Source organism: Streptomyces sp. NPDC030838 (assembly GCF_055572035.1).
In genome coordinates, this window is the sequence record NZ_JBVIED010000013.1 from 274081 (window position 1) to 298665 (window position 24585).

The window sequence follows — 24585 nt, forward strand, 5'->3', positions numbered from 1 at the left end:
GGACGGGCGGTCGGTTGCGTACGCGCAGAGCGGACTCCGCCGCCGCTGAAGCCCGGCGACACGGTGACCCTCACCGTGGAGGGCATCGGTACGGTCTCCACCACCGTGGTGCCGGCCGTCGACCCCCTACCGCTGCCCCCGGACGGCGCCGGTCCCGGGAGCGGCCGTGAGGCTCCGTGGCAAGGTCGTGGTCGTCACCGGCGCGGCCCGCGGGCAGGGCGCCACCGAGGCCGACCCGCCCGCCCGGGAGGGTGCCCGCGTCCACGCCGTCAGCGTCACCGGGCCGCTGCCCGGCATCCGGCACCTGGCCCCGCTGACGCCGCCGGGGTCGGCCGTCGTCGACGTCGGCTCGTCCGCCGCGCTCACCGCCCACTGCCCCGTCGCGTACGCGACCAGCGAGTGGGCGCTGCGCAGCCTGTCGACATGGTGAACGGAGCGCGGTTCACGCCGCCGCCGCGACCGGGCCGCGCTCCTTGAACTGGGTGCGGTACAGCTCCGCGTACCGGCCGTCCGCCGCCAGCAGTTCCTCGTGGGTGCCGCGCTCGACGATGCGGCCCTCCTCCAGGACCAGGATCTGGTCGGCGGCCCGGATCGTGGACAGCCGGTGGGCGATCACGATGGCGGTGCGGTCCCGCAGCGCCTCGGTCAGCGCCTCCTGGACGGCCGCCTCGGAGGTGTTGTCGAGGTGGGCGGTGGCCTCGTCGAGGACGACGACCCGCTGGCGGGCCAGCAGCAGCCGGGCGATGGTCATCCGCTGGCGTTCGCCGCCGGAGAGGCGGTAGCCGCGCTCGCCGACGACCGTGTCCAGGCCGTCGGGCAGGGAGTGCACCAGGGCGTCGAGGCGGGCCCGGCGCAGGGCGTCCCACAGGTCGTCGTCGGTGGCGTCCGGGCGGGCGAGGAGGAGGTTGGCGCGGACCGTGTCGTGGAAGAGGTGGCCGTCCTGGGTGACCATGCCGAGCGTGCCGCGCAGGGATTCGGCGCTCAGGTCGCGTACGTCGACGCCGCCGACCCGCACGGCGCCCGCGTCGACGTCGTACAGCCGGGGCAGCAGCTGGGCGATCGTGGACTTGCCGGCGCCCGAGGAGCCGACGAGGGCGACGGTCTGGCCGGGTTCGGCGCGGAACGAGACGCCGTGCAGCACCTCGGCGCCGCCCCGGGTGTCGAGGGTCGCCACCTCCTCCAGGGAGGCGAGGGAGACCTTGTCGGCGGACGGGTAGCCGAAGCGGACGTCGTCGAACTCGACCGTGACCGGTCCGTCGGGCACCGGCCGGGCGTCGGGGCGGTCCTCGATGAGCGGCTTCAGGTCCAGCACCTCGAAGACCCGCTCGAAGCTGACGAGGGCGCTCATCACCTCCACGCGGGCGCCGGCGAGCGCGGTGAGCGGGGCGTAGAGCCGGGTGAGCAGCAGGGCGAGGGAGACCACGGCGCCGGGTTCGAGGGTGCCGCGCAGGGCGAGGGTGCCGCCGAGTCCGTAGACGAGGGCGAGCGCGAGGGCGGAGACCAGGGTCAGGGCGGTGATGAAGGCGGCCTGCGCGGTCGCGGTGCGGACGCCGATGTCGGCGACCCGGCGGGCCCGGTCGGCGAACTCGCGGGACTCCTCCTCGGGGCGCCCGAACAGCTTGACCAGGGTGGCGCCGGGCGCGGAGAACCGCTCGGTCATCCGGGTGCCCATCGCCGCGTTGAGCGCGGCCGCCTCCCGCTGCATCCGGGCCATCCGGCGGCCCATCCGGCGCGCCGGCACCACGAACACCGGCAGCAGCACCAGCGCGAGCAGGGTGACCTGCCAGGACAGGGTGAGCATCACGGCGAGTGTGAGCACCAGGGTGACCAGGTTGCTGACCACCCCGGACAGGGTGTTGCTGAACGCGCGCTGGGCGCCGATGACGTCGTTGTTGAGACGGCTGACGAGCGCTCCCGTACGGGTCCGTGTGAAGAACGCGACGGGCATGCGCTGCACATGATCGAACACGGCCGTCCGCAGATCGAGGATCAGCCCCTCGCCGAGCGTCGCCGACAGCCTCCGGGCGAGGATGCCGAGCGCCGCCTCCACGACCGCGATCAGCGCGATGAGCAGGGCGAGCCGGACGACGGTGCCCTCGTCGCCGTCCGACACGATCGCGTCGACGACCCGCCCGGCGAGCACGGGGGTGGCGACGGCGAGCAGCGCGCTCGCCACGCCGAGCAGCACGAACAGCGCGATACGGCGGCGGTGCGGGCGGGCGAAGGCGCCGATGCGGCGCAGGGTGGCGCGGGCGAAGGGGCGGCGGTCCTCTTGGGCGTGGAGGACGCTGTGCAACTGCGTCCACGCCGTGGTCTCCATGCTCATGAGGCCGACGGTAGAACCTCGACCAATATTGAGGTCAAGAGGTCGAGACCCGGCCGGACGGATGTCCGTAAGCCGGCGTCCCCGCGTGCGCAACCCGCAGTTGAGGCGGTACGGAGAGCCTCTCCCGGTGTGACAGCGATACGGCTCTCCCGGCGCGTCCCCCTCCGCACGGTCCTGTGCCTGCTCCCGCTCGCCCTGGTCGCGGTGCTGGCCGTGCGGCACCGGGCCGTGCTCGCCGAGGGGTTCGGTCATCTGGCGACGGCCCGCTGGCCCTGGCTGCTGGCCGCCGTCGGCGCGACCTGTCTGACCTGGGTGGCGGCGGCCGTCACCCGGCAGGGCGCGGTCGTCGAACGGCTGCCGCGGTGCCGGTTGCTCGCCACCCAGTTCGCGGCGGGCGCGGCGAACCATCTGCTGCCCAGCGGGCTGGGTGCGAGCGCGGTCAATCTGCGGTTCATGACCGTGTGCGGGCTGCCGCTCGCCCGCTCCTCGGCCGCGCTGGCGCTCTATCTGCTGGCGGAGAGCATCGGGCGGGTGGGTCTGCTGGCCGCCCTGCTCATCGCCTTCCCGGGCGCGCTGCGGCTCGGCTCGCTGGTCCCGGAGGGCGCGGTCGGCCCGCTGCTGCTCACCCTCGGCGCGGCGGCCGTGCTGGCGACGGCGGCCCTGCTGTGCGTACGGCGCCTGCGCACGGCCGCCGGCTCCTTCCTGCGCACCGCGCTGGGCGAGGCGCGCTCGATCCACAGCCGCCCGTCGCGGGCGCTGGCGCTGTGGGGCGGTTCGCTGGCCTTCCCCGCGTTGCAGGCGGCCGGGCTGGTCGCGGTGGGGCGGGCGCTGGGGCTGCCGGTGCCGCTGTGGCACATGGCGGTCGCGTACCTCGCGGCGACCGTCGCGGTCGCGCTGATCCCGACGCCGGGCGGGATCGGCTCGGTGGAGACGGCGCTGATCGTGGCCCTGGTGGCGGCGGGCGGCCCGGCGGCGGTGGCGACGGCGGTGGTGCTGGGGTACCGGATCATCACCTTCTGGCTGCCGCTGCTGCCGGGGGCGCTGACGCTCGGGGCGCTGGTGCGGCTGAAGGTGATCTGAGGGCCGGGTCGGAGCCGGGGGTTCGGGTGATCTGCCGTGTGCGGGACCGTCGGGGCTGGTCGCGCCCACGCGGCGGTGGCCGCATGTCGCCACAGCCCCGCGCCCCTAGGGTGTTGCCCCTCCCTCGGTCACCAAGGCACCGTACGGAAAAAGGAGTGTCCGCCATGCCGGTCCGCGTCGAGCGCCAGGGCCCCGTCACCACGGTGATCCTCTCCCGCCCCGAGGTCCGCAACGCGGTGGACGGTCCGACCGCCGCCGCGCTCGCCGCCGCGTTCCGGGAGTTCGAGGCGGACGACGAGGCGCGGGTGGCGGTGCTGTGGGGCGAGGGCGGCACGTTCTGCGCGGGTGCCGACCTGAAGTCGATGGGCACGGAGCGGGCCAACCGGGTCGCGGAGGACGGGGACGGCCCCATGGGGCCGACCCGCATGCGGCTGTCGAAACCGGTGATCGCCGCCGTCGCTGGGCATGCCGTGGCCGGAGGGCTGGAGCTGGCGCTCTGGTGCGATCTGCGGGTCGCCGAGGAGGACGCCGTCTTCGGGGTGTTCTGCCGCCGCTGGGGCGTGCCGCTGATCGACGGCGGCACGGTGCGGCTGCCCCGGCTGATCGGCGCGAGCCGCGCCATGGACCTGATTCTCACCGGCCGCCCGGTCCCGGCCCGCGAGGCATACGGGATCGGGCTGGCCAACCGCCTCGTCCCGCCCGGCCGCGCCCGCGCCGAGGCAGAGCAGCTGGCCGCCGCCGTCGCCCGCTTCCCCCAGGCCTGTCTGCGCGCCGACCGCGCCTCGGCCCTCGACCAGGAGGGCCTCGACGAGAGCGCGGCGCTGCGGACGGAACTCCGCCATGGCATGGGCGTGCTGGCGGAGAGCCTGGAGGGCGCCGCCCGGTTCGCGGGCGGGGCGGGGCGGCACGGGTCGTTCAGCGATCTGTGAGCCGCCGCCCCGCGTAGGCGCGCAGGGCCTCACGATCGGCCGGGAGGCCCCAATCGCGCAGGATGGACAGGAAGTTCCCCCACCGCCAGGTGTCCTCGTCCAGGTCGGCGAGGACCCGTATGAGGCGCTGCCGACGGGTGTCGAGGTCGGCGTAGGCCGGGAGCGGGTCGGGGCGCTTCGGGCCGAAGGCCAGCCGGAGGGCGGCCGCGGTGACGGCGAAGCTCGCCGGGCCGGAGGTGGCGGCCAGGCCGTCGGTCACGGCGTCCAGGGCCTCGTCGGGGAAGCGCTCGGCGAGCTGGGTCAGGGAACGGGTCGCGAAGCCGCGCAGGTCGCCTTCGTGGAAGGGGATGCCGGGCGGGCCGGGCTCGGGCGGGGCGGCCGCCGTGGCGGCCAGTTCGGCGAGGACGGCGGGGTCGCCGCCGTGGTCGAGCCGGGCGAGGGCGGTGGCCGCCGCCCAGCGCACCACCGGCTCCCCGTCGGTGAGGTGGGCCCGCAGCCGGTCCACGACGACGGCGTCGGTGTCGGAGTCGGCCAGGAGCCCGGCGGCGACGATCGCGGTCGCCCGCACCGCGGGTACGGGCTCGTCGTCGACCAGCCGCAGCAGCCGGGGCAGGCTGTGCCCGGCCTCCTCCGGGAACCAGGCCAGCAGGGAGGCGATGACGGCCCGGATCGCCGGATCGGGATCGCCGAGCAGGGCGGACAGCCCGGGGATCTCCCGCCGCACCGCGTCGTAGGCGCGCAACTCGGCCTGCCCGGCCGACAGGTGGAGGTCGAAGTCGAACATGGCGCGCCGCATCTCGCGCACCGCCCGGTCGCCGTCGTCGGTCGCCTCCTCGACCCACGCGTCGTACTGGGCCAGCAGTTCCCCGGGGTCCTGGGCGGCGAACTCCGCGATCTCGCGCCGCCACGCCGCGATGTCCACGCCGTCCGGCAGATGCGACTCGTCGTAGCCGATCGCCAGGGCGGCCAGCAGCGCCAGCACGTCGGCGCGGCCGGGCAGCGCGGGGTCGGCCGCCAGGCGGGCGAGGAAGGGCACCGCGGCGGCGGAGGCCTCGTAGCGGCTGCCCTGGTGGAAGATGTTGCCGTACAGCGCGTGCAGTGCCTTGCGGCGCTCCTCCGCGTCGGGGCCGCACAGGGCGCGCAGTTGCCCGGGGACGTCGTCCGCCTCGCCGTAGGCGTGCGAGAGTTCGGCCCAGTCGATCGCGTCCAGCCCGGCCAGCGGGCTCGTCGTGTCTGTCACACGAGGCAATCTCGCACACGGCACTGACAACGGCCCCGGCCCGGTCAGCCGACCGCCACCCGTACCGGACCGCCCTTCGGATCGACCCGGTGCGTCCAGCGCGCCGTCAGCGTCAGGGAGCGGCCCGCTCCGGCGCCGCGTACGCGTTCCGTGTGCAGGACGCGGTCGTCCTGGGTGACCTCGAGCAGCGGTCGGCTGAGCCGGGCCGCCGTGCGCAGGGTGTACGGCAGGTCGTCGGCCGGGGTGACGCGGTTGGGGGTGATCCAGCGCAGGGGCGGGTCGACGGTCAGCGGCACCCCGGACGGCCAGGACGCTCCGGCGAGCGCGTCGCGTACGGCGCCGGCCGCCCAGGCTCCCTCCCGGGCCGCCGCCCCCGCCCGCTCCACGGCGTGCAGGACGTTGCCCACGGCGAACACGCCCGGCCGCGAGGTGCGCAGGGCGCCGTCCACGGCGGGGCCGCGGGTGCCGGAGTCGAGGGTGAGGCCGCCGTGCCGCGCCAGTTCGTGGTCGGGCACGAAGTCGCCGGTGAACACGACGGTGTCGCAGGGCAGGACGGCCGTACGGCCGTCGTGGTGGCGGACGCGGACGCCGGACAGGCGGCCGTGGCCGAGGAGTTCGGCGACCGTGGTGCCGGTGAGCAGCGGAACGCCCCGGCGCAGCCGCGCGTCGAGGGCCCGCGCGGGTGCGGTGCGGTGCCCGGGCAGGTCGGTGACCAGGGCGACGACCTCGGCTCCGGCCCGGCGCACGGTGTCGGCGGCGGCGTACGAGACGCCCTCCGCGCCGACGATCACCGCGCGGGTGCCGATCGGCTGCCGGTACAGGTGCACGGCCTGCTGGAGTTCCCCGGTGGTGTAGACGCCGGCGGGTCGGGTGCCGGGTACGAGGCGGGCCGTGCGGGGGCGTTCGCGGGCGCCGGTGGCCAGGACGACGGCCCGCGCGCGGATCGTCTCCGGGCCCTGCGGGCCGACCGTGGCCAGGTCCAGCGGGCCCGCCCAGTCGAGGGCGGTGACGCCGGTGCGCACCACCGCTCCCGCGCGGACGGCCGCCTCCGCGACCTCCTGCGCGTAGCGCGGGCCGGTCAGCGGGCGGCGCCAGGTGCCGAATCCGCCGTGCGCGCAGTGCCGCGGCACTCCCCCGGCCGCCCGCTCCCGTTCCAGCACCTCCACGCGGCCCACGCCCCGCGCGGCCAGCCCCGCGGCGGCCGTGAGCCCGGCGGGTCCCGCCCCGACGACCAGCACGTCGACCTCTCGTACGGCCGTCACCTCCGGGCCTCCTCGAACAGCGCGCGGACGGCGGCCCCGCAGTGGAAGCCCTGGCAGCGGCCCGCACGCGCGCGTGTGCGGCGGCGCAGTCCGTCGAGCGAGCGCGGCGGGACCGTACTGGCGAGGGCGTCCTGGATCTCGCCGAGGGAGACGCGTTCGCAGTGGCAGACGAGGGTGCCGTAGCGCGGGTCGGCGGCGATGAGCTCGGCGCGCTGGTAGGGGCGCGGGAAGGCCTCGCCGAGGTTGGGCATGCGCACCGGCTCCAGGTCGCGGGCGGGTCCGGGGTCGAGCCCGGTCTCGGCGAGCAGGCCCATCACGTGCTCGGCGAGGGCCAGAGAGGAGGTCAGGCCGGTGGAGCGGATGCCGCCGACGGTGACGTATCCCTGGCCGGGGTGGGCGCGGACGCGGTAGTCGTCGTGTTCCGTGGCGGCCCGCAGCCCGGCGTAGACGGCGGTGACCTCCTCGTCGAGCAGGGCGGGCAGGACGCGGCGGCCCTGTTCGCGCAGCGCGGCGACTCCGTCGGCGGTGGAGCCGGTGGCCTGCTTGTCGTCCAGGTCCTCGGCGGTGGGGCCGAGCAGGACGTTGCCATAGACGGTGGGGGCGACGAGGACGCCCTTGCCGAGCGCGGTGGGGACGGGCAGCAGGATGTGCCGGACCAGGGGGCGGGCGAACTTGTCGTAGACCAGGAGCTGGCCGCGGCGCGGGGTGACGGTGAAGTCGTCGTGGCCGAGCTGCCGGTCGAGGGTGTCGGCGTGCAGTCCGGCCGCGTTGACGAGCCGGCGGGCGCGCAGGGTGCCCCGGGAGGTCGCCAGCTCGTGGACGCCGTCACTCCGGGTCGCCCGCTCCACGCGGCAGTTCAGGTGCAGGTGGACGCCGTGGCGGACGGCCTGGGTGGCGTAGGCCAGGGGGGTCGTCCAGGGGCAGACGATGCTCTCGCCGGGGACGTGCAGGGCGCCGAGCGCGCCGGGGCCGAGGTGCGGCTCGCGGGCGTACAGCTCGGCCGGGTCGAGGAGGCGGATGTCGTGGCAGTCGTTGCGGACGGCCTTCCCGGCGAGCCGGGGCAGGGCGGCGAGCTGTTCCTCGTCCCAGGCGACGAGCAGGGCGCCGACCCGCTCGACGGGGATGCCGGACTCGGCGGCGTAGGCGGCGAGCAGCCGTGCGCCCTCGCGGACCAGGCGGGCCTCCAGGGAGCCGGGGACCGCGTCGAAACCGGTGTGCAGAATGGCGGTGTTGGCCTTGGAGGTGCCCTGGCCGACGTCGTCCTGCGCCTCGACCAGCGCCACCCGGAGCCGGGGGTGCCGGGCGAGGGCCCGGGCGATCGCGCCGCCGACCACGCCCGCGCCGACCACCGCAACGTCGTACGGCTCGGCGGGCAGCGGGCCCTCGGCGGTGACCGTCGCGCCCTCGGCGGTGACCATGACACCGGAGCCCGTCATGCGGGCTCCCCCTCCAGCAGCGCGGCCACCGCACCGCGGAAGCCGGCGCGGCGCTCGGCGGCCTCGTCGGCCGTGATGCGCGGCTCGTAGACGGCGGACGGCTTCCAGTCCGGCAGGGCGTCCGCGAGGCCGAGCCCGGGGGTGGCGCCGAGCCGGGCCAGGGCGCCCGCGCCGAGGGCGGTGGCGTCGGGCAGGGCGGACACCTCGACGGGGCGTTGCAGCAGGTCGGCCTGGGTCTGCATGAGCAGCGCGGAGCGGGTCAGGCCGCCGTCGACGCGCAGCACGTCCAGCGGGGTGCCGAGGTCGTCGGCGGCGGCGTCGGCGAGTTCGGCGACCTGGGCGGCCAGGCCCTCGCACAGGGCGCGCACCAGGTGGCCGGGGCCGGTGTCGAGGCCCAGTCCGGTGAGCGAGCCGCGCAGGTCGCCGCGCCACCAGGGGGCGGCGAGTCCGGCCAGCGCGGGCACGAAGGTGACGCCGCCGCTGTCGGGCACGGCGCCGCCCACGGTGTCGAGGTCGGCGGCGCCGCGGATGACGCCGAGGTCGGTGAGCCAGCGGACGGCGGAGGCGGCGGTGTAGACCTGGCCGTCGAGGCAGTAGCTGGTGTGTCCGGCGAGCCGCCAGGCGACACAGCTGACCAGGCCGGAGGTGCCGCGCCGCGGGCGCTCGCCGGTGTGGGCGAGGAGGAACGCGCCGGTGCCGTAGGTGCACTTGGCGCCGCCGGGTGCGGTGATGCGCTGGGCGAGCAGGGCGGCCTGCTGGTCGACGACGAGGCCGGTGAGGGGGATCGGGTCGCCGAACGCCGTGGTGGTGCCGACGAGGCCCGCCGTGTCGACGACGTCCGGGAGCCGTTCGCCGGACAGGCCGTACACCTCCAGCGCCCGCGGGGACCATTCCGCGCGGTCGAGGTCGAGGAGCTGGGTGCGGCCGGCGGTGGCGGCGTCGGTGACGTAGGCGCCGGTGAGCCGGTGGACCAGCCAGGCGTCGCTGGTGGTGACCACACCCTCGGCGGTCAGGTTCCGTCGTATCCAGGCCATTTTCGGCGCGGCGAAGTACGGGTCCAGCGGCAGTCCGGTCAGCCGGCGCAACTCCTCGGCATGCTCGGCGAGTTCGGCGCAGACGGTCTCGGCGCGGCGGTCCTGCCAGACGAGGGCGTCGGTCAGCGGGCGGCCGGTGGCCGGGTCCCAGGCCAGCACGGTCTCGCCCTGGTTGGCGAGGCCGAGCGCGGTCACCGGTTCGCCGGCCTCGGCGAGTGCCTGGCGTCCGGCGTCGACCACCGAGTCGTACAGCTCGGCGGGGTCGACCTCGACCAGGCCGCCGGGCAGGAAGCGGGGGCGCACGGCGGTGAAGCCGGTGCCGAGGACACCACGCTCGGGGCAGATCACCAGCGCCTTGGTGCCGGAGGTGCCCTGGTCGACGGCGAGTACGGGTCCTGTCATCGCGCCTCCCGGGCCGTGGTGATCACGGTGCGACAGCCTGCCGTCGTCGGCCACACCGCGTCAAGCCTCGCTGACCCACCGTCAACCTCCTGAAGAGGCGGGGCTGTTTTCCCGTATGGCGAAACCGACGTCTCATCCGGAACTCACGCCTCTATAGTGACCGCCGACCGAACACGATCTCCTCAACCGCCGCTCGGGGGAGGGCTGTTGTCACACCACCTTGCCGTCCTGACCCGCCCGTGGACCGGGGCGGGAGGCTGATGGCCAGAGACGGAGCACGCCTCGCCTACGATCCGGCCGGACCCGACGCCGCGCTGCGCGCCGCCCTCCAGGAGGTGCGCGCCGGGCGCTGGATGTCGATGCGCACCCTGCTCGCCGAGACCGCGTCCTGGTGGCAGTGGACGCAGCGCACCCAGGTCCTGGCGGCCGCGGCCGCCGGCACCGATGTGGTGCGGGCCTGGCTCGCCGAGGAGCCGGACAGCGTCCCGGCCGCCCTGATGCACGCCCGGGTGGCGGTCGAGCGCGCCCTGCGCGCCCACCGCGAACAGCACGGCGCGACCCGCGACTTGTGGCACGAGGCCTGGCGGGCGTGCGACGCCGTGAGCCGCGTGGCGCCGCACGACCCGGTCCCCTGGGTGTGCCTGCTGGCGCTGGCCCGGCTCGACGAGGAGCAGCGCTGGGCGGAGCACCGGGTGGCGCCGCCGGAGCCGATGCTGCCGCCGGGCCCCTGGGGGCTGCTCGCGGAGGCCGACAAGCGCGATCCGTACAACCGCGAGGCCCACCACCGCATGCTCCAGTTCCTGTACGGCCGCTCGGCGTCCGGGCGGCTGGCCGAGGCGGCCGGTTTCGCGCACTGGGCGGCCGACGCGGCGCCGCCGGGCTCGCCGCTGCATCTGCTGCCGCTGTACGTCCGGGTCGAGCGCTACCGGCGCGGTGGCGGACGGGACGCCGCGCTCGATCTGCACTGGGTCGCCGAGGACGCCTGCCGTGAGGCGCTGCGGGCGTTCCACGGCTGGTTCGAGCACACCACGGCCGCCGAGCGCGGCCCGCTCGACCTCAACCACCTCGCCCACGCCCTGTGGGGCGCGCTCCAGTTCGCGGAGGCGGACCGGGTGTTCGAGGCGCTCGGCCCGTACTGGACGCCGCTCCCCTGGGCCCACCGCACCGCGCCGGGCGACCACGCGCAGGCCGTGGAGGTCTTCCAGCTGGCCCGTGCCCGCAGCAGGTCGGGGGCCCGACGCCGCCCCTGACGTCCCCCGCTCGTCCCCCCGTCGTCTTCCAGGAGGTTCCGCATGCCCCGCACCACCCTTGGCGCCCATCAGCAGGACGAGGAGCAACGCCTGCGCGAACTGGGCTACCGGCCGGTGCTCGCCCGCCGGATGGGCGGCTTCGGCAACTTCGCGATCAGCTTCTCGGTGATCTCGATCCTGTCCGGCTGTATGACCCTGTACGGCTTCGGCATGGGCGCGGGCGGGCCCGCGGTGATGCTGTGGGGCTGGGCCGGCGTCGGCCTGTTCGTGCTGTGCGTGGGGCTCGCGCTGGCGGAGGTCACCAGCGCGTATCCCACCTCCGGCGCGCTGTACTACATGGCCGACCGGCTCGGCGGCCGCCGCTGGGGCTGGTACACGGGCTGGCTGAATCTGCTCGGTCTGCTCGGCGCGATCGCCGGCATCGACTACGGCGCCGCGCTGTTCACCGGCGCGTTCCTGAACCTCCAGTTCGGGTTCGAGCCGACGCCCGAGAAGACGATGCTGATCTTCGTCGTCATCCTGCTGCTGCACGCCGTGCTGAACCTCTTCGGCGTCCGCCTGGTCAGCGTGCTCAACTCGATCAGCGTGTGGTGGCACCTCGGCGGTGTCGCGCTGATCGTCGGCGCCCTGGCGATCGTCCCCGACCACCACCAGTCCCCGTCCTTCGTGTTCACCGAGTTCGTCAACGACACCGGCTGGAGCAACCCGCTCTACGTGGCCGCGATAGGCCTGCTGCTCGCCCAGTACACCTTCTCCGGCTACGACGCCTCCGCCCACCTCTCCGAGGAGACCGCGGGCGCCTCGGTGGCGGCGGCGCGCGGCATCGTCCGCGCCATCTGGGTGTCGTGGATCGCCGGTTTCGTGCTGCTCGCGGGGCTGACCTTCGCCATCCAGGACTACGACGCCACCCGCGCCAGCGAGACGGGGGTGCCGCCCGCGCAGATCCTGCTCGACGGGCTCGGCACGGACGGCGCGAGCGCGCTGCTGCTGGTGGTGATCGTGGCCCAGCTGTTCTGCGGCAACGCCGAGGTCGCCGCGGCCAGCCGGATGGTGTTCGCGTTCAGCCGGGACCGGGCGCTGCCCGGCTCGCAGCTGTGGCGCAAGGTCAGCGCCCGCACCCAGACGCCGGTCGCCGCGGTGTGGCTGTCGGTGGCGGTGGCCTGTGTGCTCGCGCTGCCGTCCCTGTACTCGGCGACGGCGTACGGCGCGGTCACCGCCATCAACGTCATCGGCATCACGCCCGCGTACGCCATCCCCGTCTTCCTGCGACTGCGCGCCGGGGACCGTTTCACCCCCGGACCGTGGAACCTGGGACGGTGGAGCAGGCCGATCGGCTGGGTCGCGGTGGTGTGGGTGGCGTGTGTGACGGTGCTGTTCTGTCTGCCGCAGTCCTCGCCGGTCACGGTCGACACGATGAACTACGCGTCCGTCGCCCTCGCCGTCGTACTCGTGCTCGCCACGGTGTGGTGGTTCGTCGCCCGCCGTTCGTACGGAACCCCGACGACCGCCGCGTACGGAACCGACCGGGAGCAGGCGGAACTCGCCGAGGGCATCGTCTGACCGGGATGCGGCCGCCGCCGGTCCCGGTGCGAACTGGTGTCCCGGATACGGCAGGATGAGCGCTCGCACATCCCGGAACTCGAGCAGGTGACAACGTGACGAGACTTCACATCCGGCCGCCGGCGGCCCCGTTTGCCGCGGATCGTCCCTCCGGAGGTGACCGATGACCCGCGCGCTGACCCTGGACGACCTCATCCTCGCCGGCATCGCGCTGGCGGCGGGCCTGCTGGCCGCGTTCCTGCTGCGGCTGCTGCTGCGCTGGCTCGGCAAGCAGGCCGACCGCACCCGCTGGAGCGGGGACGACGCCATCGTGGACGCGCTGCGCACCGTGGTGCCGTGGGCGGCGGTCGTCGGCGGGGCGGCGGCCGCGGCGGCGGTGCTGCCGCTGACCCGGACCGTGCAGCACCACACCAACCAGGTCCTCACCGTGCTGCTGATCTTCGTGGTGACGGTGTCGGCGGCCCGGATCGTGGCCAATCTGGTGCGGTCGGTGGCCCAGTCCCGCTCGGGCGTCGCCGCGTCGGCCACGATCTTCGTCAACATCACCCGCGTGATGGTGCTGGCGATCGGCTTCCTCGTGGTGCTGCAGACCCTGGGCATCTCCATAGCGCCGCTGCTCACCGCGCTGGGCGTGGGCGGTCTGGCCGTCGCGCTGGCCCTCCAGGACACCCTCGCCAACCTCTTCGCGGGCATCCACATCCTCGCCTCGAAGACCGTGCAGCCGGGTGACTACATCCGGCTGAGCAGCGGCGAGGAGGGCTATGTCACCGACATCAACTGGCGGCAGACCACCATCCGCAACCTCTCCAACAACCTGGTCATCATCCCCAACGGCCGGCTGGCCGGGACGAACATGACCAACTACGACCGGCCCGAGCAGGAGCTGACCATCATGGTCCAGGCCGGGGTCGGCTACGACAGCGACCTGGAGCACGTGGAGCGGGTGACCTGCGAGGTGGTCACCGAGGTGATGACGGACGTCACCGGCGCCGTTCCGGACCACGAGCCGGCCGTCCGCTTCCACACCTTCGGCGACTCGCGGATCGGCTTCACGGTGATCCTCGGGGTCGGCGAGTTCAGCGACCAGTACCGGATCAAGCACGAGTTCATCAAGCGCCTGCACCGCCGCTACCGCGCGGAGGGCATCAGCATCCCGGCCCCCACCCGCACGGTCTCCCTCCAGCAGCCGGGCGGCACGTTCGGCGAGGCCGCCATCCCGCACCAGCGGGAGGAGTCCACGCCCCGGCCCTAGCCCGCAGGTCCGCCCCGGCCGCATGCCGCACATCCGCCCCGGCGGCATCCCGCACATCCGCCCCGGCCGCAGCCGCCTCCCGGTCACCTCTCCGTCACGGAACGTGAGGGGCGCCGGGAGTCCCCGGCGATTGGGTCCGGCCCCATGGCCCAGCGGACACGATCACGAGATATCTTGATGTCGAGCAATGTTGCAGACGTGGAGCGGAGCACCCGGTGACTGACTCGACCATCATCTATACGCACACTGACGAGGCCCCGGCCCTGGCGACGTATTCCTTCCTGCCGGTGGTCCAGGCGTACGCCTCGCAGGCGGGTGTCGCCGTGGAGACGCGGGACATCTCGCTGGCCGGCCGCATCATCGCCGTGTTCCCGGAGTACCTCACCGAGGACCAGCGCATCCCGGACGCGCTCGCCGAGCTGGGCGAGCTGGCCAAGACGCCCGAGGCCAACATCATCAAGCTGCCGAACATCTCGGCGTCCATCCCGCAGCTGAAGGCCGCCGTCGCCGAGCTGCAGGCCCAGGGCTACGCGCTGCCGAACTACCCGGACGACCCGAAGACCGACGAGGAGCGGGAGATCAAGGCCCGCTACGACAAGGTCAAGGGCTCCGCCGTGAACCCGGTCCTGCGCGAGGGCAACTCCGACCGCCGCGCCCCCGCCTCGGTGAAGAACTACGCCAAGACCCACCCGCACCGCATGGGCGCCTGGACCGGCGAGTCCAAGACCAACGTGGCGACCATGGGCCAGAACGACTTCCGCTCCACCGAGAAGTCGGTCGTCATCGCCGAGGACGGCGCGCTGAAGATCGAGCTGGTCGCCGAGGACGGCACCACCACCGTGCTGCGCGAGTCCGTACCGGTGCTCGCCGGTGAGGTCGTCGACGCCTCCGTGATGCGCGTCGCCCACCTCCGCGAGTTCCTGGCCTCCCAGGTCGCCCGCGCCAAGGCCGAGGGCGTGCTGTTCTCCGTGCACCTGAAGGCCACGATGATGAAGGTCTCCGACCCGATCATCTTCGGCCACGTGGTCCGCGCCTTCTTCCCGAAGACCTTCGAGCGCTACGGCGCGGCGCTGGCCGCCGCCGGCCTCTCCCCGAACGACGGCCTCGGCGGCATCTTCAAGGGCCTGGAGTCCCTGCCCGAGGGCGCCGAGATCAAGGCCTCCTTCGACGCCGAGCTGGCCGAGGGTCCGGCTCTGGCGATGGTCGACTCCGACAAGGGCATCACCAACCTGCACGTCCCGTCGGACGTCATCGTCGACGCCTCCATGCCGGCCATGATCCGCACCTCCGGCCACATGTGGGGCCCGGACGGCCAGGAGGCCGACACCCTCGCGGTGCTGCCGGACTCCTCCTACGCCGGTGTCTACCAGGCCGTGATCGACGACTGCCGCGCCAACGGCGCCTACGACCCGTCGACCATGGGCTCGGTGCCGAACGTCGGCCTGATGGCGCAGAAGGCCGAGGAGTACGGCTCCCACGACAAGACCTTCGAGATCCCGGCCGCGGGCACCGTCCGCCTGGTCGACCAGGCCGGCAACGTCGTGATCGAGCAGCCGGTCTCCCAGGGCGACATCTTCCGCGCCTGCCAGACCAAGGACGCGCCGATCAAGGACTGGGTGAAGCTCGCCGTCACCCGTGCCCGCGCCACCGGCGACCCGGCCGTGTTCTGGCTGGACGAGACCCGTGCGCACGACGCCAACCTGATCGCCAAGGTCAAGCAGTACCTGCCGGAGCACGACACCGAGGGCCTGGACATCCGCATCCTGTCCCCGGTCGAGGCCACCAAGCTGTCGGTGGAGCGCATCCGCCGCGGCGAGAACACCATCTCGGTGACGGGCAACGTCCTGCGTGACTACCTCACGGACCTCTTCCCCATCCTGGAGCTGGGCACCAGCGCCAAGATGCTGTCGGTCGTCCCGCTGATGGCGGGCGGCGGCCTGTTCGAGACGGGCGCCGGCGGCAGCGCGCCGAAGCACGTCCAGCAGCTGGTCAAGGAGAACTACCTGCGCTGGGACTCGCTCGGCGAGTTCTTCGCCCTGGTGCCGTCCCTGGAGCAGTACGCGACGTTCACCGGCAACGCCCGCGCCAAGGTTCTCGCCGACACCCTCGACCGCGCCACGGCGACCTTCCTCAACGAGGACAAGTCCCCGACCCGTCGCGTCGGCGGCATCGACAACCGCGGCAGCCACTTCTACCTGTCCCTGTACTGGGCGCAGGAGCTGGCCAAGCAGACCGACGACGCGGAGCTGGCGAAGGCCTTCGCCCCGCTCGCCGAGACGCTCGCCGCGAACGAGCAGAAGATCGTCGACGAGCTGATCGCCGTCCAGGGCAAGCCGGCCGAGATCGGCGGCTACTACCAGCCCGACCCGGCCAAGGCCGCCGCGGTCATGCGCCCCTCGGCCACCTGGAACGAGGCCCTGGCCTCCCTGAGCTGACGCTCACCCCCGCACGGGGGTTCTCCGTATCCGCCCCGGTCGGCCCGCTGCCCGACCGGGGCGGACCCGTCTCGTCCGCCCCCACGTCCCTGGAGCCGACCCATGTCCCGTCCGTCCTTCGAGCTGCTGCCCGGCGCCGACGACTCGCCGGTGATCCTCCACGTGCCGCATTCCTCCCGGGAGATACCGGCGGACGTGCGGGCGGGGATCGTCCTGGACGACGTTGCGCTGGAGCGGGAGCTGGACCACATCGTCGACGCGCACACGGCGGAGATCGCGGCGCGGGCTGCGGGGCTGACGGGTGTGACGCCGTGGCGGTTCGTGAACCGGCTGTCGCGGCTGGTCGTGGATCCGGAGCGGTTCCCGGACGAGCGGGAGGAGATGCTCGCCGTGGGGATGGGGGCCGTGTACACGCGGACCACGCACCGGGAGGTGCTGCGCGCCGACGGCCACGACCCCGAGCCGCTGATCGAGCGGTACTTCCGGCCGTACGCGCGGGCGATGACCGAGGCCGTCGCGGCGCGGCTGGCCGCGACCGGGCGGGCGGTGATCATCGACGTGCACTCGTATCCGAGCGTGCGGCTGCCGTACGAGCTGCACGGCGAGGGGCCCCGGCCGCCCGTCTGCCTGGGCACCGACGCCTTTCACACGCCGCCGGAGCTGGTCGCCGCCGCGCGGGAGGCGTTCGGGGAGGGCGTGGGGCTGGACAGCCCGTTCAGCGGGACGTACGTACCGCTGGAGTACTACGGGAGCGAGCCGCGGGTGCACGCCCTCATGGTGGAGATCCGCCGGGACACCTACATGACCGAGCCGGGCGGCCCGGCCGGACCGGGCATGGACCACCTCGCCCACGCGCTGGCGGCGCTCGTCAGCGCCGTGTCGCGCTGACTCCGCGCCCGGTGCGTCAGGCCCGCAGCCACTCCGTCACGACCACCTCCCCGCCGGTCCGCAGCCGGAGCGCGAAGGGGCCGGTGGGCGGCAGGTCGCTGGTGAAGCGGCCCATGGCGTCGGCGGTGAGGGTGTCGGGCGCGGCCGGGTGGGGGCCGCCCAGGACCTCGATACGGGCCGGCTGCGGGGGCAGCACCTGCCCGATCAGCCCCTGCCCGGTCACCTCCACGTCGACGCTCAGCTCGCCGCTGCGGAACGTCAGCATCCGCGGTACGTCGGTCGCGCCGCGCACCGGAATGGCGTCCGTCAGGGAGTCGAAGGTCAGCTCGGCGAGGCGGGCGTCGAGGTCGTGCAGGGCGTAGGCGTCGACGGCGAGCCGCCGCAGCTCCGGCGGGACCGGGTCGAGGATGGCGGCGGCCTGGCGCAGCTCCTCCTCCAGCAGCCCGGCGCCGAACTCCGCCTCGTTCAGCGCGGCTTCGTCGCCGAAGCCGTCGTCGGCGCCGTCGGCGCCGTGGTCGATGTCGTTCACGATGCTCCCCGTGCGTCGAGTCGGGCGCGCAGCCGGCGCAGACAGCGCTGGCGCAGCGGCCCGATGCTGCCGACGGCGATGCCCAGAGCGGCGGACACCTCCTGATAGCTGGGCGGCGGCGAGGCCATCAGCACCCGCAGCAGCTGCCGGCACCGCTCCCCCAGCGCCTCGAACTCCTGCCACAGCCGCCGGACCCGCTCGCTCTGCGCGGCCGCCTCCTCGGAGTCGAGCAGCGACTGCTCCGGCGTACGGTCCTCGCTGACCCGGTCCAGGAGTTGCGGGTCGTCGGTCGGCGTCAGCCGCTGCCAGCTCCTGATCACCTTCAGCGACTCGTTCCGCGCGGTGGTCGCCAGCCAGGATCCCGCCTTGTCCGGTTCACGGATCCGCCCGAGGTGCTGGGCGAAGCGGAACCAGACCGTCTGGTAGACCTCGTGTGCGTCGGCGTCGGAGAGCCGGTGGGCGCGCACCACGGACCACACCAGCGGGCTCAGCCCTTCCACGAGCGCCTTCCAGGCCGCCGCGTCGCCGTCGACGGCGGACTGGACGAGCGCGCCGACATCTGAACGGTCCACGGCCCCACCCCTCGTGTACGGCAAGTCATCGTACGCCGTGGCGGGGACTGCTCCGGTACTCATGCGCCGGTGACCGGCGGGTCGACCGGCACGGCACGCCAGGTGGGCGGCAGCAGCGCCGGCACGTGCGCCCCGCGCACCTCCGCGAACTCGGTGTTCCCCGCGAGGACGTGCCGGGCGGCGGCGCGCGGGTCGGTCTCCTTGTGCGCCGTCATGTAGGCGGCGAGCAGCCCGGCGACCACGGGGGTGGCGAACGAGGTGCCGCTCCACTGCGCGAGCCCCTGGAACATCACCTGGTCCGGCTTGGCGGCGGCGTTCTCCTCGCTGAGCACGCCGGTGTGCCGCGGGTACTGGCAGGTGCAGCCGTAGCCGAAGCCGTAGCGGCAGGCGTCGTACGTGGAGTGCTGGTAGACGTACGGCACCGGAGCGGCCCAGCCGGTCAGCGCGCTGGTGAGCCGCTCGCCGGGGGCGTAGACCTTCACCCAGCCGCCGTGGTTGGAGAAGCAGGCGCCGAACTCGCCGTCGCCGCGCAGCGCGCCGACCGAGAGCACGCTGTCCTGCCAGTCGGGCAGGTCGGCGTAGGCGGCGGGCCAGAAGGGGGTGGCGCTGGCGTTGTTGCCGGCGCAGGCGACGAGCAGGGTGTGCTGCTCGCGCAGTTCCTCCATGAACGCCTGGACGCCGAGCAGTCCGTCGGTGCGGCCGTTGGAGGTGCCCGCGGAGAGGCTGAGGATGTCGGGCCAGCCGCTCGCGTCGACGGCCTCGAAGAGCTTCTCGCCGAACTCCGACTCCAGGATCGCCCCGGCGTCGTTCAGCGAGTTCCGTACGGTGACGTCGGTGTTGGGCGCGACGGCGGCGACCAGCCCGGCGATGAACGTGCCGTGGCCGACGTACTGCCGGAGGACGCCCTGCTCGTCGGTCTCCTGGATCTGGAGGTCGCCGTCGGTGTGCGCGAGCAGCGGGTAGGAGCGGTAGTCGCTCATCAGGCCGGTGTCGACGACGAGGACGCCGACGGCGGTGTCCGGGTCGTGCAGGCCCTCGGCGGCGGACGGGTTCGGCGGCTCGTTCCGCGGGGCGGGGGCGGGTTCGTCGCCGGGGCAGGCGTTGACCGCGATCGACACGACGTGGTTGCGGCTGACCAGCCGGCGGCCCGCGCGTCCCTCCGCCTGCCGCAGCGCCCGCAGCGCGCCGGCCACCGCGCGGTCCGCGCCGCGGGCGCCCTCGCCGGGGTCGCCGACCTGGATCCGGGTGATGCCGGAGCGGTTGCGCTGCGGGCTCGCCCGGCGCACGGTGTCGGGCGTGAGGTCGGCCGCCTCGGTGAAGAAGGTGCGGACGGTGTCCTCGACCAGCTGTGCCTCCTCGCCGTCACGGGCGAGGACGACGCCCTTCTCGTAGAGGAACTCGGCGGAGTCGTCCGGTCCCATGGCGAGCGGGATGCCGGGCATCGCGCGCTGGATCTGGTCGAACTGCTCGCGGAATCGCTGTGGTGCCATGGCGTGTCCTCCCGTTTGAGGCGACGGTCCTCAACTAGAGCGGTGCCGCCGCTGATTGATACAGAGTCGAACCGGTGTGACGTGGTTCCGTGGAACCGGGGCCACTACCATCCGTGGGGTGAGAGCGGGAAGCGACTCGGTTCTCGAACTGCTGCCGATGGTGTTCGCCGCCCCGAACGAGGCGCTGAACCAGGCACAGGAGGTGCTCGCCACCGATCCGTCACCGCTGCACGCCTCCGTGGCGCACCAGGTGATCGGCATCTGGCAGCGGGACTTCGGCGATCTGCGGATCGCCCTGCACCATCTTCGGCGTGCCCGCGACCTGGCGGCGCGCGCGGACTCCGCGGAGCGGGAGGCGGACGTCCTCGGCACGCTCGGGGTGGCGCTGGTGCACGCGGGCCGCACCCGGCAGGGGCTGGCGGCGTTCGAGCGCGGTGTGGCGCGGGGTACGGGGCACACCCGGGCCCGGGTGCGGTACCGCAGGGCCTACGTCTGGTGGGTGCTGGGCCATCATCGCGAGGCGCTGGAGGACGTACGCCGGGCGATTCCCGTGCTGCGGCAGGCGGACGACGTGATCTGGACGGCGCGGGCGCTCACCCTGCGCGCGACGGTGCATCTGGCGCTGGGCGCGGTGGAGCGGGCGGACGCCGACTTCACGGCGGCGGAGGCGCTGTGGGAGACCACCGGCCAGGAGCACGACAAGGCCGACGCGGTGGAGAGCCGGGGTCTGGCCGCGTTCCGGTCCGGGGACATCCCGGCGGCGCTGCGGCTGCTGGACGAGGCGGAGGAGCGGTACGCCAAGCTGGGCACGCCGACGTTCATGCTGAACATCCGGCGCTGCGAGGTGCTGATGGCGGCGGGTCTGGCCCCGGAGGCGCTGGCCGAGGCGGACGCGGCGATCGCCGTACTGGACGAGATGGGCGGGCAGTCCACGCGTAAGGCGGAGCTGCTGCTGGCCGCCGCGCGCGCGGCCCGGCTGGCGGGCGACCCGCACACCGCGATCGCCCGCGCGGCGGTGGCCGTACGGCTGTTCTCCGGGCAGCGGCGCACCTGGTGGGAGACCCACGCCCGGCTCGTGCTGATCGAGGCGCGGGTGGCCGCCGGGCGCAGTTCGGGGCGGCTGGTCGCGGACGCCGCCGCGGTGGCCGAGCGGCTGGCGTCGTTCGGGGCGCCGGCCGCGCCGGAGGCGTCGCTGCTGGCGGGCCGGATCGCGCTGTGCCTGGGCTGGACGGCGGACGCCGAGCGCCATCTGGCGGTGGCCGCGCGCAGCCGGCACAGCGGGCCGCCGCTGGCCCGGATGACGGGGTGGGCGGCGCAGGCGCTGCGGGCCCGGGCGGCCGGTTCGGCGCGGGGTGTGCTGGAGGCCTGCCGGCGCGGGCTGGACGTGCTGGACGACCACCGGATGACGCTGGGCGCGTCGGAGCTGCGGGCCCGGGCCACCGAGCAGGGCGCCGAACTGGCCGCGCTGGCGCAGCAGGCGAGTCTCGCCGGGGGCGGGCCGCGGCGGCTGCTGGTGTGGAGCGAGCGCTGGCGGGCCACCGTGCTGTCCGCGCCGCCGACCCGGCCACCGGCCGATCCCGCGCTGCTGAGCGGGCTGACCGCCTTCCGGGAGATCGCCGCCCGCGCGGAGGCGGCCCGCTGGGAGGGCCGCCCCGTACCGGCGCTGGAGCGGGAACAGCGGCGGCTGGAGCGCGAGGTGCGATCCCGGACGCTGCACATGCGGGGAGACGCGCCGGGTGACGGCCACCGGTTCGACGTGGGGCGGCTGTTGGACCGGCTGGGCGAGGCCCGGCTGGTGGAACTGGCGGTGCTGGACGGGCGGGTGCAGGTGCTGCTGTGCGGCCGGGGCCGGGTGCGGCGGTTCGAGGCGGGGCTGCTGGCGGAGGCGGAGGTCGAGGCCGAGCACGTCCAGGCGGGGCTGCGGCGGCTGGCGCATCCGGGGGCCGAGGCCCGGCTGCCGGTGGTGGAGGCGGCGGGGCGGCGGCTGGAGGAGCTGCTGCTCGGGCCGGCCGCCGCGCATCTGGGCCCGGGACCGGTGGTGATCGTGCCGCCCGCGCGGCTGCACCGGGTGCCGTGGGCACTGCTGCCCTCGCTGCGGGAGCGGGTGGTCAGCGTGTCGCCGTCGGCGAGCAGCTGGCTGCGCGCCCGGGAGACCGAGCCGCCGCCGGGCGGCCGCCATGTGCTGGTGCGCGGTCCGGGCCTGGCGACCGGTGGCGCCGAGGTGCCGGAGGTCGCCGACCGGTACGCGGAGGCGCGGGTGCTGGAGCACGAGGAAGCCCGTGTCCCGCGCGTCCTGGAGGAGCTGGACGGCGCGGCGCTCGCCCATATCGCCGCGCACGGCACGTTCCGCGCCGACAGCCCCCTGTTCTCCTCGCTGCGGATGGCGGACGGCCCGCTCATCGTCCACGACTTCGAACGCCTGGCCCGCAGCCCGTACCGGATCATCCTCTCCAGCTGCGACACCGCGCGGCTCGCCTCGGTCGGCGCCGACGAGCTGCTGGGCCTCGTCACCGCGCTGCTGCCGCTGGGCACGGCGGGTGTCGTCGCGAGCAGCGCGCCGGTCAACGACGCCGCGGTCGTCCCGCTGATGCTCGCCCTGCACAAGGGCCTCGGCGCCGGACTGTCCCTGGCCGAGGCCCTGCGCGACGCCCGCGCCGCCCTGCCGGGGGACGCCCTGCACCAGGCGACGGGGTGGGCGTTCACGGCGTTCGGGGCGGCGTGAGCGCGGCTCGCACCCCCACGCTCCGTTTGTCCGGAGTTCAACCGTCCGGATCTACCGCTGAGTTACTTCTCGATCATGGTGCGTGACGCGCCAGGCTGGGCTAAGTTCTCCGCGGAGCCGCCACACCTGGGGCACGGGGCCCCAAGGGACTAGTGGCTCGATAAGGGATTCGTCCTCTTGACGACCATCGCGACCGACATATTCACCGTGCGGCCGTACACCCCTCACTGTCAGGTGATCGAGCAGGAGGCGCAGCACGCCGTGATCGGCGTCTCGCCCGGCAACAGCTTCTTCACCGCAGACACCGTGACCGGCCTGGCCCACTGGGCAGCCGAGCGGTTCGCCCGCGTCGACCTCGTCTATACGGACCTCTGCATCGCCGACATGTACGAGGCCCTGGGCTATTCCGCGGACGACGCCCGCCGCAAGGCGGTCAAGAACCTGCGCGGGGTGCGCGCCAAGGTCTCCAACGCCGCCCTGGCAGTCGACCCCGACGGGTTCCGGGTGCGGGCACAGCCCGTCTCCGCGCTCACCGGCCGGCCCGAGTACCAGCGTCTTCGCCGTCACATCGACGCGCTGATGACCGAGGACGCCGCGCTGGCGGCCACGGTCTCCGGCCTGGTGGACCGTTTCCTCAGGGACAAGGTCACCGGCCGGGACGCCACGGACCTGCAACGCGAGGTGTGCACCCGTTACATCCTGGCCGAGCTGCCGCTTTTCATCGACTCTCCGGCGATCTTCGGCGTCGCCTCGTCGCTCAACTGCTACCACCAGGTGCTGCCGTTGGCGGACCTTCTCTACGGGCCGGGGCACGGGCTGCGCGCATCCCGTAACCAGGGCCACGGCATCATCGCTCTCACCGCTCCGGAGGACGCCCAGTGACCACCGCCACCGACACCGACCTGCTCGATTTCCCGTTCTCCCCGCGCGGTGACGGCCTCCCGGACGAAGTCCCCTCCCTGCTGCGCGACCGGCCGGTGACCCGGGTGCGCACCATCGCCGGAGACGTCGCCTGGCTGGTGTCCTCGCACGCCCTGTGCAAGCAGGTCCTGGAGGACGACCGGTTCAGCCTCAAGGAGACCTCCGCTCCCGGGGTGCCGCGCCAGTACGCGCTGACCATTCCCCCGGAGGTCGTCAACAACATGGGCAACATCACCGGGGCCGGGCTCCGCCGGGCGGTGATGCGCGCCATCAACCCCAAGGCGCACGCCGACTGGTTGGAGGAGTACGCCGGTCAGCTGGCCGACCGCCTGCTCGCCGACGGCGCCCCGGCCGACCTGCGGCGGGACTTCACGGTCCCCTACTCCACGGGGCTGCACTGCCGCCTCCTCGGCATCCCCGTGGAAGACGCGGACCGCCTCTACCGCAGCCTGCACGTCGCGTTCATGAACAGCCCCCGCCCGATCCCCGCCGCCGCGCTCAACTGGGACCGCGACATCGCGTATATGAAGGGCCGCCTGGACGACCCGGACACCACCGGTCTGATGGGCGAACTCGCCGCGCTGCGCGGCACCCCGGAGTACGCGCACGTCTCCGACGAGATGTTCGCCACCGTGGGCGTGACCATGTTCGGCGCCGGGGTGATCTCGGTCATGGGCGCGCTGACGATGATGTGCGTGACGCTGCTGCTCAACCCGGAGGTCCGGGACCGGCTGGCCGCGGACCCGGGTCTGGTCCCGACCGCCGTCGACGAGCTGCTGCGCGTCAACCTGTCCATCGCCGACGGGCTGCCCCGGATCGCGCTCGACGACGTGCGGCTCGGTGACGTCACCGTGCGCCGGGGGGACCTGGTCCTGGTCCTGGTCGAAGCCGCCAACCACGACCCCGCCCAGTACGACGACCCGCGCACGATCCGCCTGGACCGGCCCAACGCGGGCACGCACCTGTCGTTCGGCGGCGGCGGCCACTACTGCCCGGCCACCGCCCTCGGCAAGAAGCACGCCGAGGTGGCCCTGCGTGCCCTGCTGGAGCGCATGCCGCGGCTGGACCTGGCCGTCCCCGTCGAGCAACTGGTGTGGCGGACCGGGTTCATGAAGCGCATTCCGGAGCGCCTGCCTGTCCGCTGGTGACGCGGGAGCGGGGGGGGGGGGGGGGGGGGGGGGGGGGGGGGGGGGGGGGGGGGGGGGGGGGGGGGGGGGGGGGGGGGGGGGGGGGGGAGAATAAAAAAAAAAGGAGGCA

Annotated in this window: 18 protein-coding genes and 2 pseudogenes; 12 read left to right on the plus strand and 8 right to left on the minus strand. The window is 74.2% G+C overall.

Translation table 11 applies throughout. The annotated features are described in order from the left end of the window. Positions 1-18: 18 nt before the first annotated feature. Both ACZ42A_RS29560 and ACZ42A_RS29565 read left to right on the plus strand, forming a co-directional pair. Positions 19-170 (plus strand): annotated as a pseudogene (locus ACZ42A_RS29560) (fumarylacetoacetate hydrolase family protein); the annotation flags it as partial. Further along, positions 167-421: pseudogene (locus ACZ42A_RS29565) on the plus strand (hypothetical protein); the annotation flags it as partial. The pseudogenes ACZ42A_RS29560 and ACZ42A_RS29565, both read left to right, overlap by 4 nt. Positions 422-442: 21 nt before the next feature. Here the strand turns inward: ACZ42A_RS29565 and ACZ42A_RS29570 are convergent. Beyond that, on the minus strand, positions 443-2320 hold the full coding sequence (locus tag ACZ42A_RS29570; protein WP_468530359.1) for an ABC transporter ATP-binding protein: 1878 nt from the start codon (positions 2318-2320) through the stop codon (positions 443-445). Positions 2321-2455: 135 nt separating this feature from the next. Here ACZ42A_RS29570 and ACZ42A_RS29575 point away from each other — a divergent pair, with 135 nt between their 5' ends. Both ACZ42A_RS29575 and ACZ42A_RS29580 read left to right on the plus strand, forming a co-directional pair. Then, positions 2456-3406, plus strand: coding sequence for a lysylphosphatidylglycerol synthase transmembrane domain-containing protein (locus ACZ42A_RS29575; protein WP_468530337.1), 951 nt, complete (start codon positions 2456-2458; stop codon positions 3404-3406). Between the two features lie 164 nt (positions 3407-3570). After that, the gene (locus ACZ42A_RS29580) at positions 3571-4335 is read left to right on the plus strand and encodes a crotonase/enoyl-CoA hydratase family protein (RefSeq protein ID WP_468530338.1); all 765 of its coding nucleotides are present in this window, start codon (positions 3571-3573) and stop codon (positions 4333-4335) included. On the opposite strand, the gene ACZ42A_RS29585 is transcribed toward ACZ42A_RS29580, so the two are convergent. The 4 genes from ACZ42A_RS29585 to ACZ42A_RS29600 are packed head-to-tail and all read right to left on the minus strand — an operon-like array spanning position 4322 to position 9709. Next, positions 4322-5575 carry a HEAT repeat domain-containing protein gene (locus ACZ42A_RS29585; protein ID WP_468530339.1) on the minus strand — a complete coding sequence of 418 codons (1254 nt, stop codon included), beginning with the start codon at positions 5573-5575 and terminating at the stop codon, positions 4322-4324. The two genes, ACZ42A_RS29580 and ACZ42A_RS29585, sit on opposite strands and share 14 nt — an antisense overlap. A gap of 44 nt (positions 5576-5619) precedes the next feature. Continuing rightward, entirely contained in the window at positions 5620-6837 is a 1218-nt protein-coding gene (locus ACZ42A_RS29590) for an NAD(P)/FAD-dependent oxidoreductase (RefSeq protein ID WP_468530340.1), read from the minus strand. Next, positions 6834-8273, minus strand: a complete 1440-nt coding sequence (locus tag ACZ42A_RS29595) for an FAD-dependent oxidoreductase (RefSeq protein WP_468530341.1) — start codon at positions 8271-8273, stop codon at positions 6834-6836. The genes ACZ42A_RS29590 and ACZ42A_RS29595 overlap by 4 nt, the downstream gene beginning before the upstream one ends. After that, positions 8270-9709, minus strand: coding sequence for an FGGY family carbohydrate kinase (locus ACZ42A_RS29600; protein WP_468530342.1), 1440 nt, complete (start codon positions 9707-9709; stop codon positions 8270-8272). The genes ACZ42A_RS29595 and ACZ42A_RS29600 overlap by 4 nt, the downstream gene beginning before the upstream one ends. A 260-nt stretch (positions 9710-9969) precedes the next feature. Between ACZ42A_RS29600 and ACZ42A_RS29605 the strand changes: the two genes are divergently transcribed. The 5 genes from ACZ42A_RS29605 (at position 9970) to ACZ42A_RS29625 (ending at position 17094) form a co-directional block, all read left to right on the plus strand. Beyond that, a complete protein-coding gene (locus tag ACZ42A_RS29605; RefSeq protein ID WP_468530343.1) occupies positions 9970-10959 on the plus strand; it encodes a hypothetical protein in 990 nt (329 codons plus the stop codon). A 42-nt stretch (positions 10960-11001) separates the two neighbouring features. Next, positions 11002-12519, plus strand: a complete 1518-nt coding sequence (locus tag ACZ42A_RS29610) for an amino acid permease (RefSeq protein WP_468530344.1) — start codon at positions 11002-11004, stop codon at positions 12517-12519. Positions 12520-12682: 163 nt separating this feature from the next. Further along, on the plus strand, positions 12683-13771 hold the full coding sequence (locus tag ACZ42A_RS29615) for a mechanosensitive ion channel family protein (RefSeq protein ID WP_468530345.1): 1089 nt from the start codon (positions 12683-12685) through the stop codon (positions 13769-13771). 215 nt (positions 13772-13986) lie between these two features. Further along, positions 13987-16206: an NADP-dependent isocitrate dehydrogenase gene (locus ACZ42A_RS29620; protein WP_468530346.1), complete on the plus strand. Its 2220-nt coding sequence runs from the start codon at positions 13987-13989 to the stop codon at positions 16204-16206. A gap of 102 nt (positions 16207-16308) precedes the next feature. Beyond that, a complete protein-coding gene (locus ACZ42A_RS29625) occupies positions 16309-17094 on the plus strand; it encodes an N-formylglutamate amidohydrolase (protein ID WP_468530347.1) in 786 nt (261 codons plus the stop codon). Between the two features lie 16 nt (positions 17095-17110). On the opposite strand, the gene ACZ42A_RS29630 is transcribed toward ACZ42A_RS29625, so the two are convergent. From ACZ42A_RS29630 to ACZ42A_RS29640, 3 genes are read right to left on the minus strand one after another with little or no spacing between them, the layout of a single operon-like run. After that, positions 17111-17623 carry a hypothetical protein gene (locus tag ACZ42A_RS29630; protein WP_468530348.1) on the minus strand — a complete coding sequence of 171 codons (513 nt, stop codon included), beginning with the start codon at positions 17621-17623 and terminating at the stop codon, positions 17111-17113. Then, positions 17620-18258 carry an RNA polymerase sigma factor gene (locus ACZ42A_RS29635; RefSeq protein WP_468530349.1) on the minus strand — a complete coding sequence of 213 codons (639 nt, stop codon included), beginning with the start codon at positions 18256-18258 and terminating at the stop codon, positions 17620-17622. The genes ACZ42A_RS29630 and ACZ42A_RS29635 overlap by 4 nt, the downstream gene beginning before the upstream one ends. Further along, positions 18255-19685 (minus strand): S8/S53 family peptidase, encoded by a 1431-nt coding sequence (locus ACZ42A_RS29640; RefSeq protein WP_468530350.1) that lies wholly within the window; start codon positions 19683-19685, stop codon positions 18255-18257. The genes ACZ42A_RS29635 and ACZ42A_RS29640 overlap by 4 nt, the downstream gene beginning before the upstream one ends. A 118-nt stretch (positions 19686-19803) precedes the next feature. Between ACZ42A_RS29640 and ACZ42A_RS29645 the strand changes: the two genes are divergently transcribed. From ACZ42A_RS29645 to ACZ42A_RS29655, 3 genes are all read left to right on the plus strand, one after another. Beyond that, entirely contained in the window at positions 19804-22407 is a 2604-nt protein-coding gene (locus ACZ42A_RS29645; RefSeq protein ID WP_468530351.1) for a CHAT domain-containing protein, read from the plus strand. 177 nt (positions 22408-22584) lie between these two features. Then, complete coding sequence (locus ACZ42A_RS29650) at positions 22585-23289, plus strand: cyclodityrosine synthase (RefSeq protein WP_468530352.1); 705 nt, start codon at positions 22585-22587, stop codon at positions 23287-23289. Beyond that, positions 23286-24476, plus strand: coding sequence for a cytochrome P450 (locus ACZ42A_RS29655; protein WP_468530353.1), 1191 nt, complete (start codon positions 23286-23288; stop codon positions 24474-24476). The genes ACZ42A_RS29650 and ACZ42A_RS29655 overlap by 4 nt, the downstream gene beginning before the upstream one ends. Positions 24477-24585 lie beyond the last annotated feature (109 nt).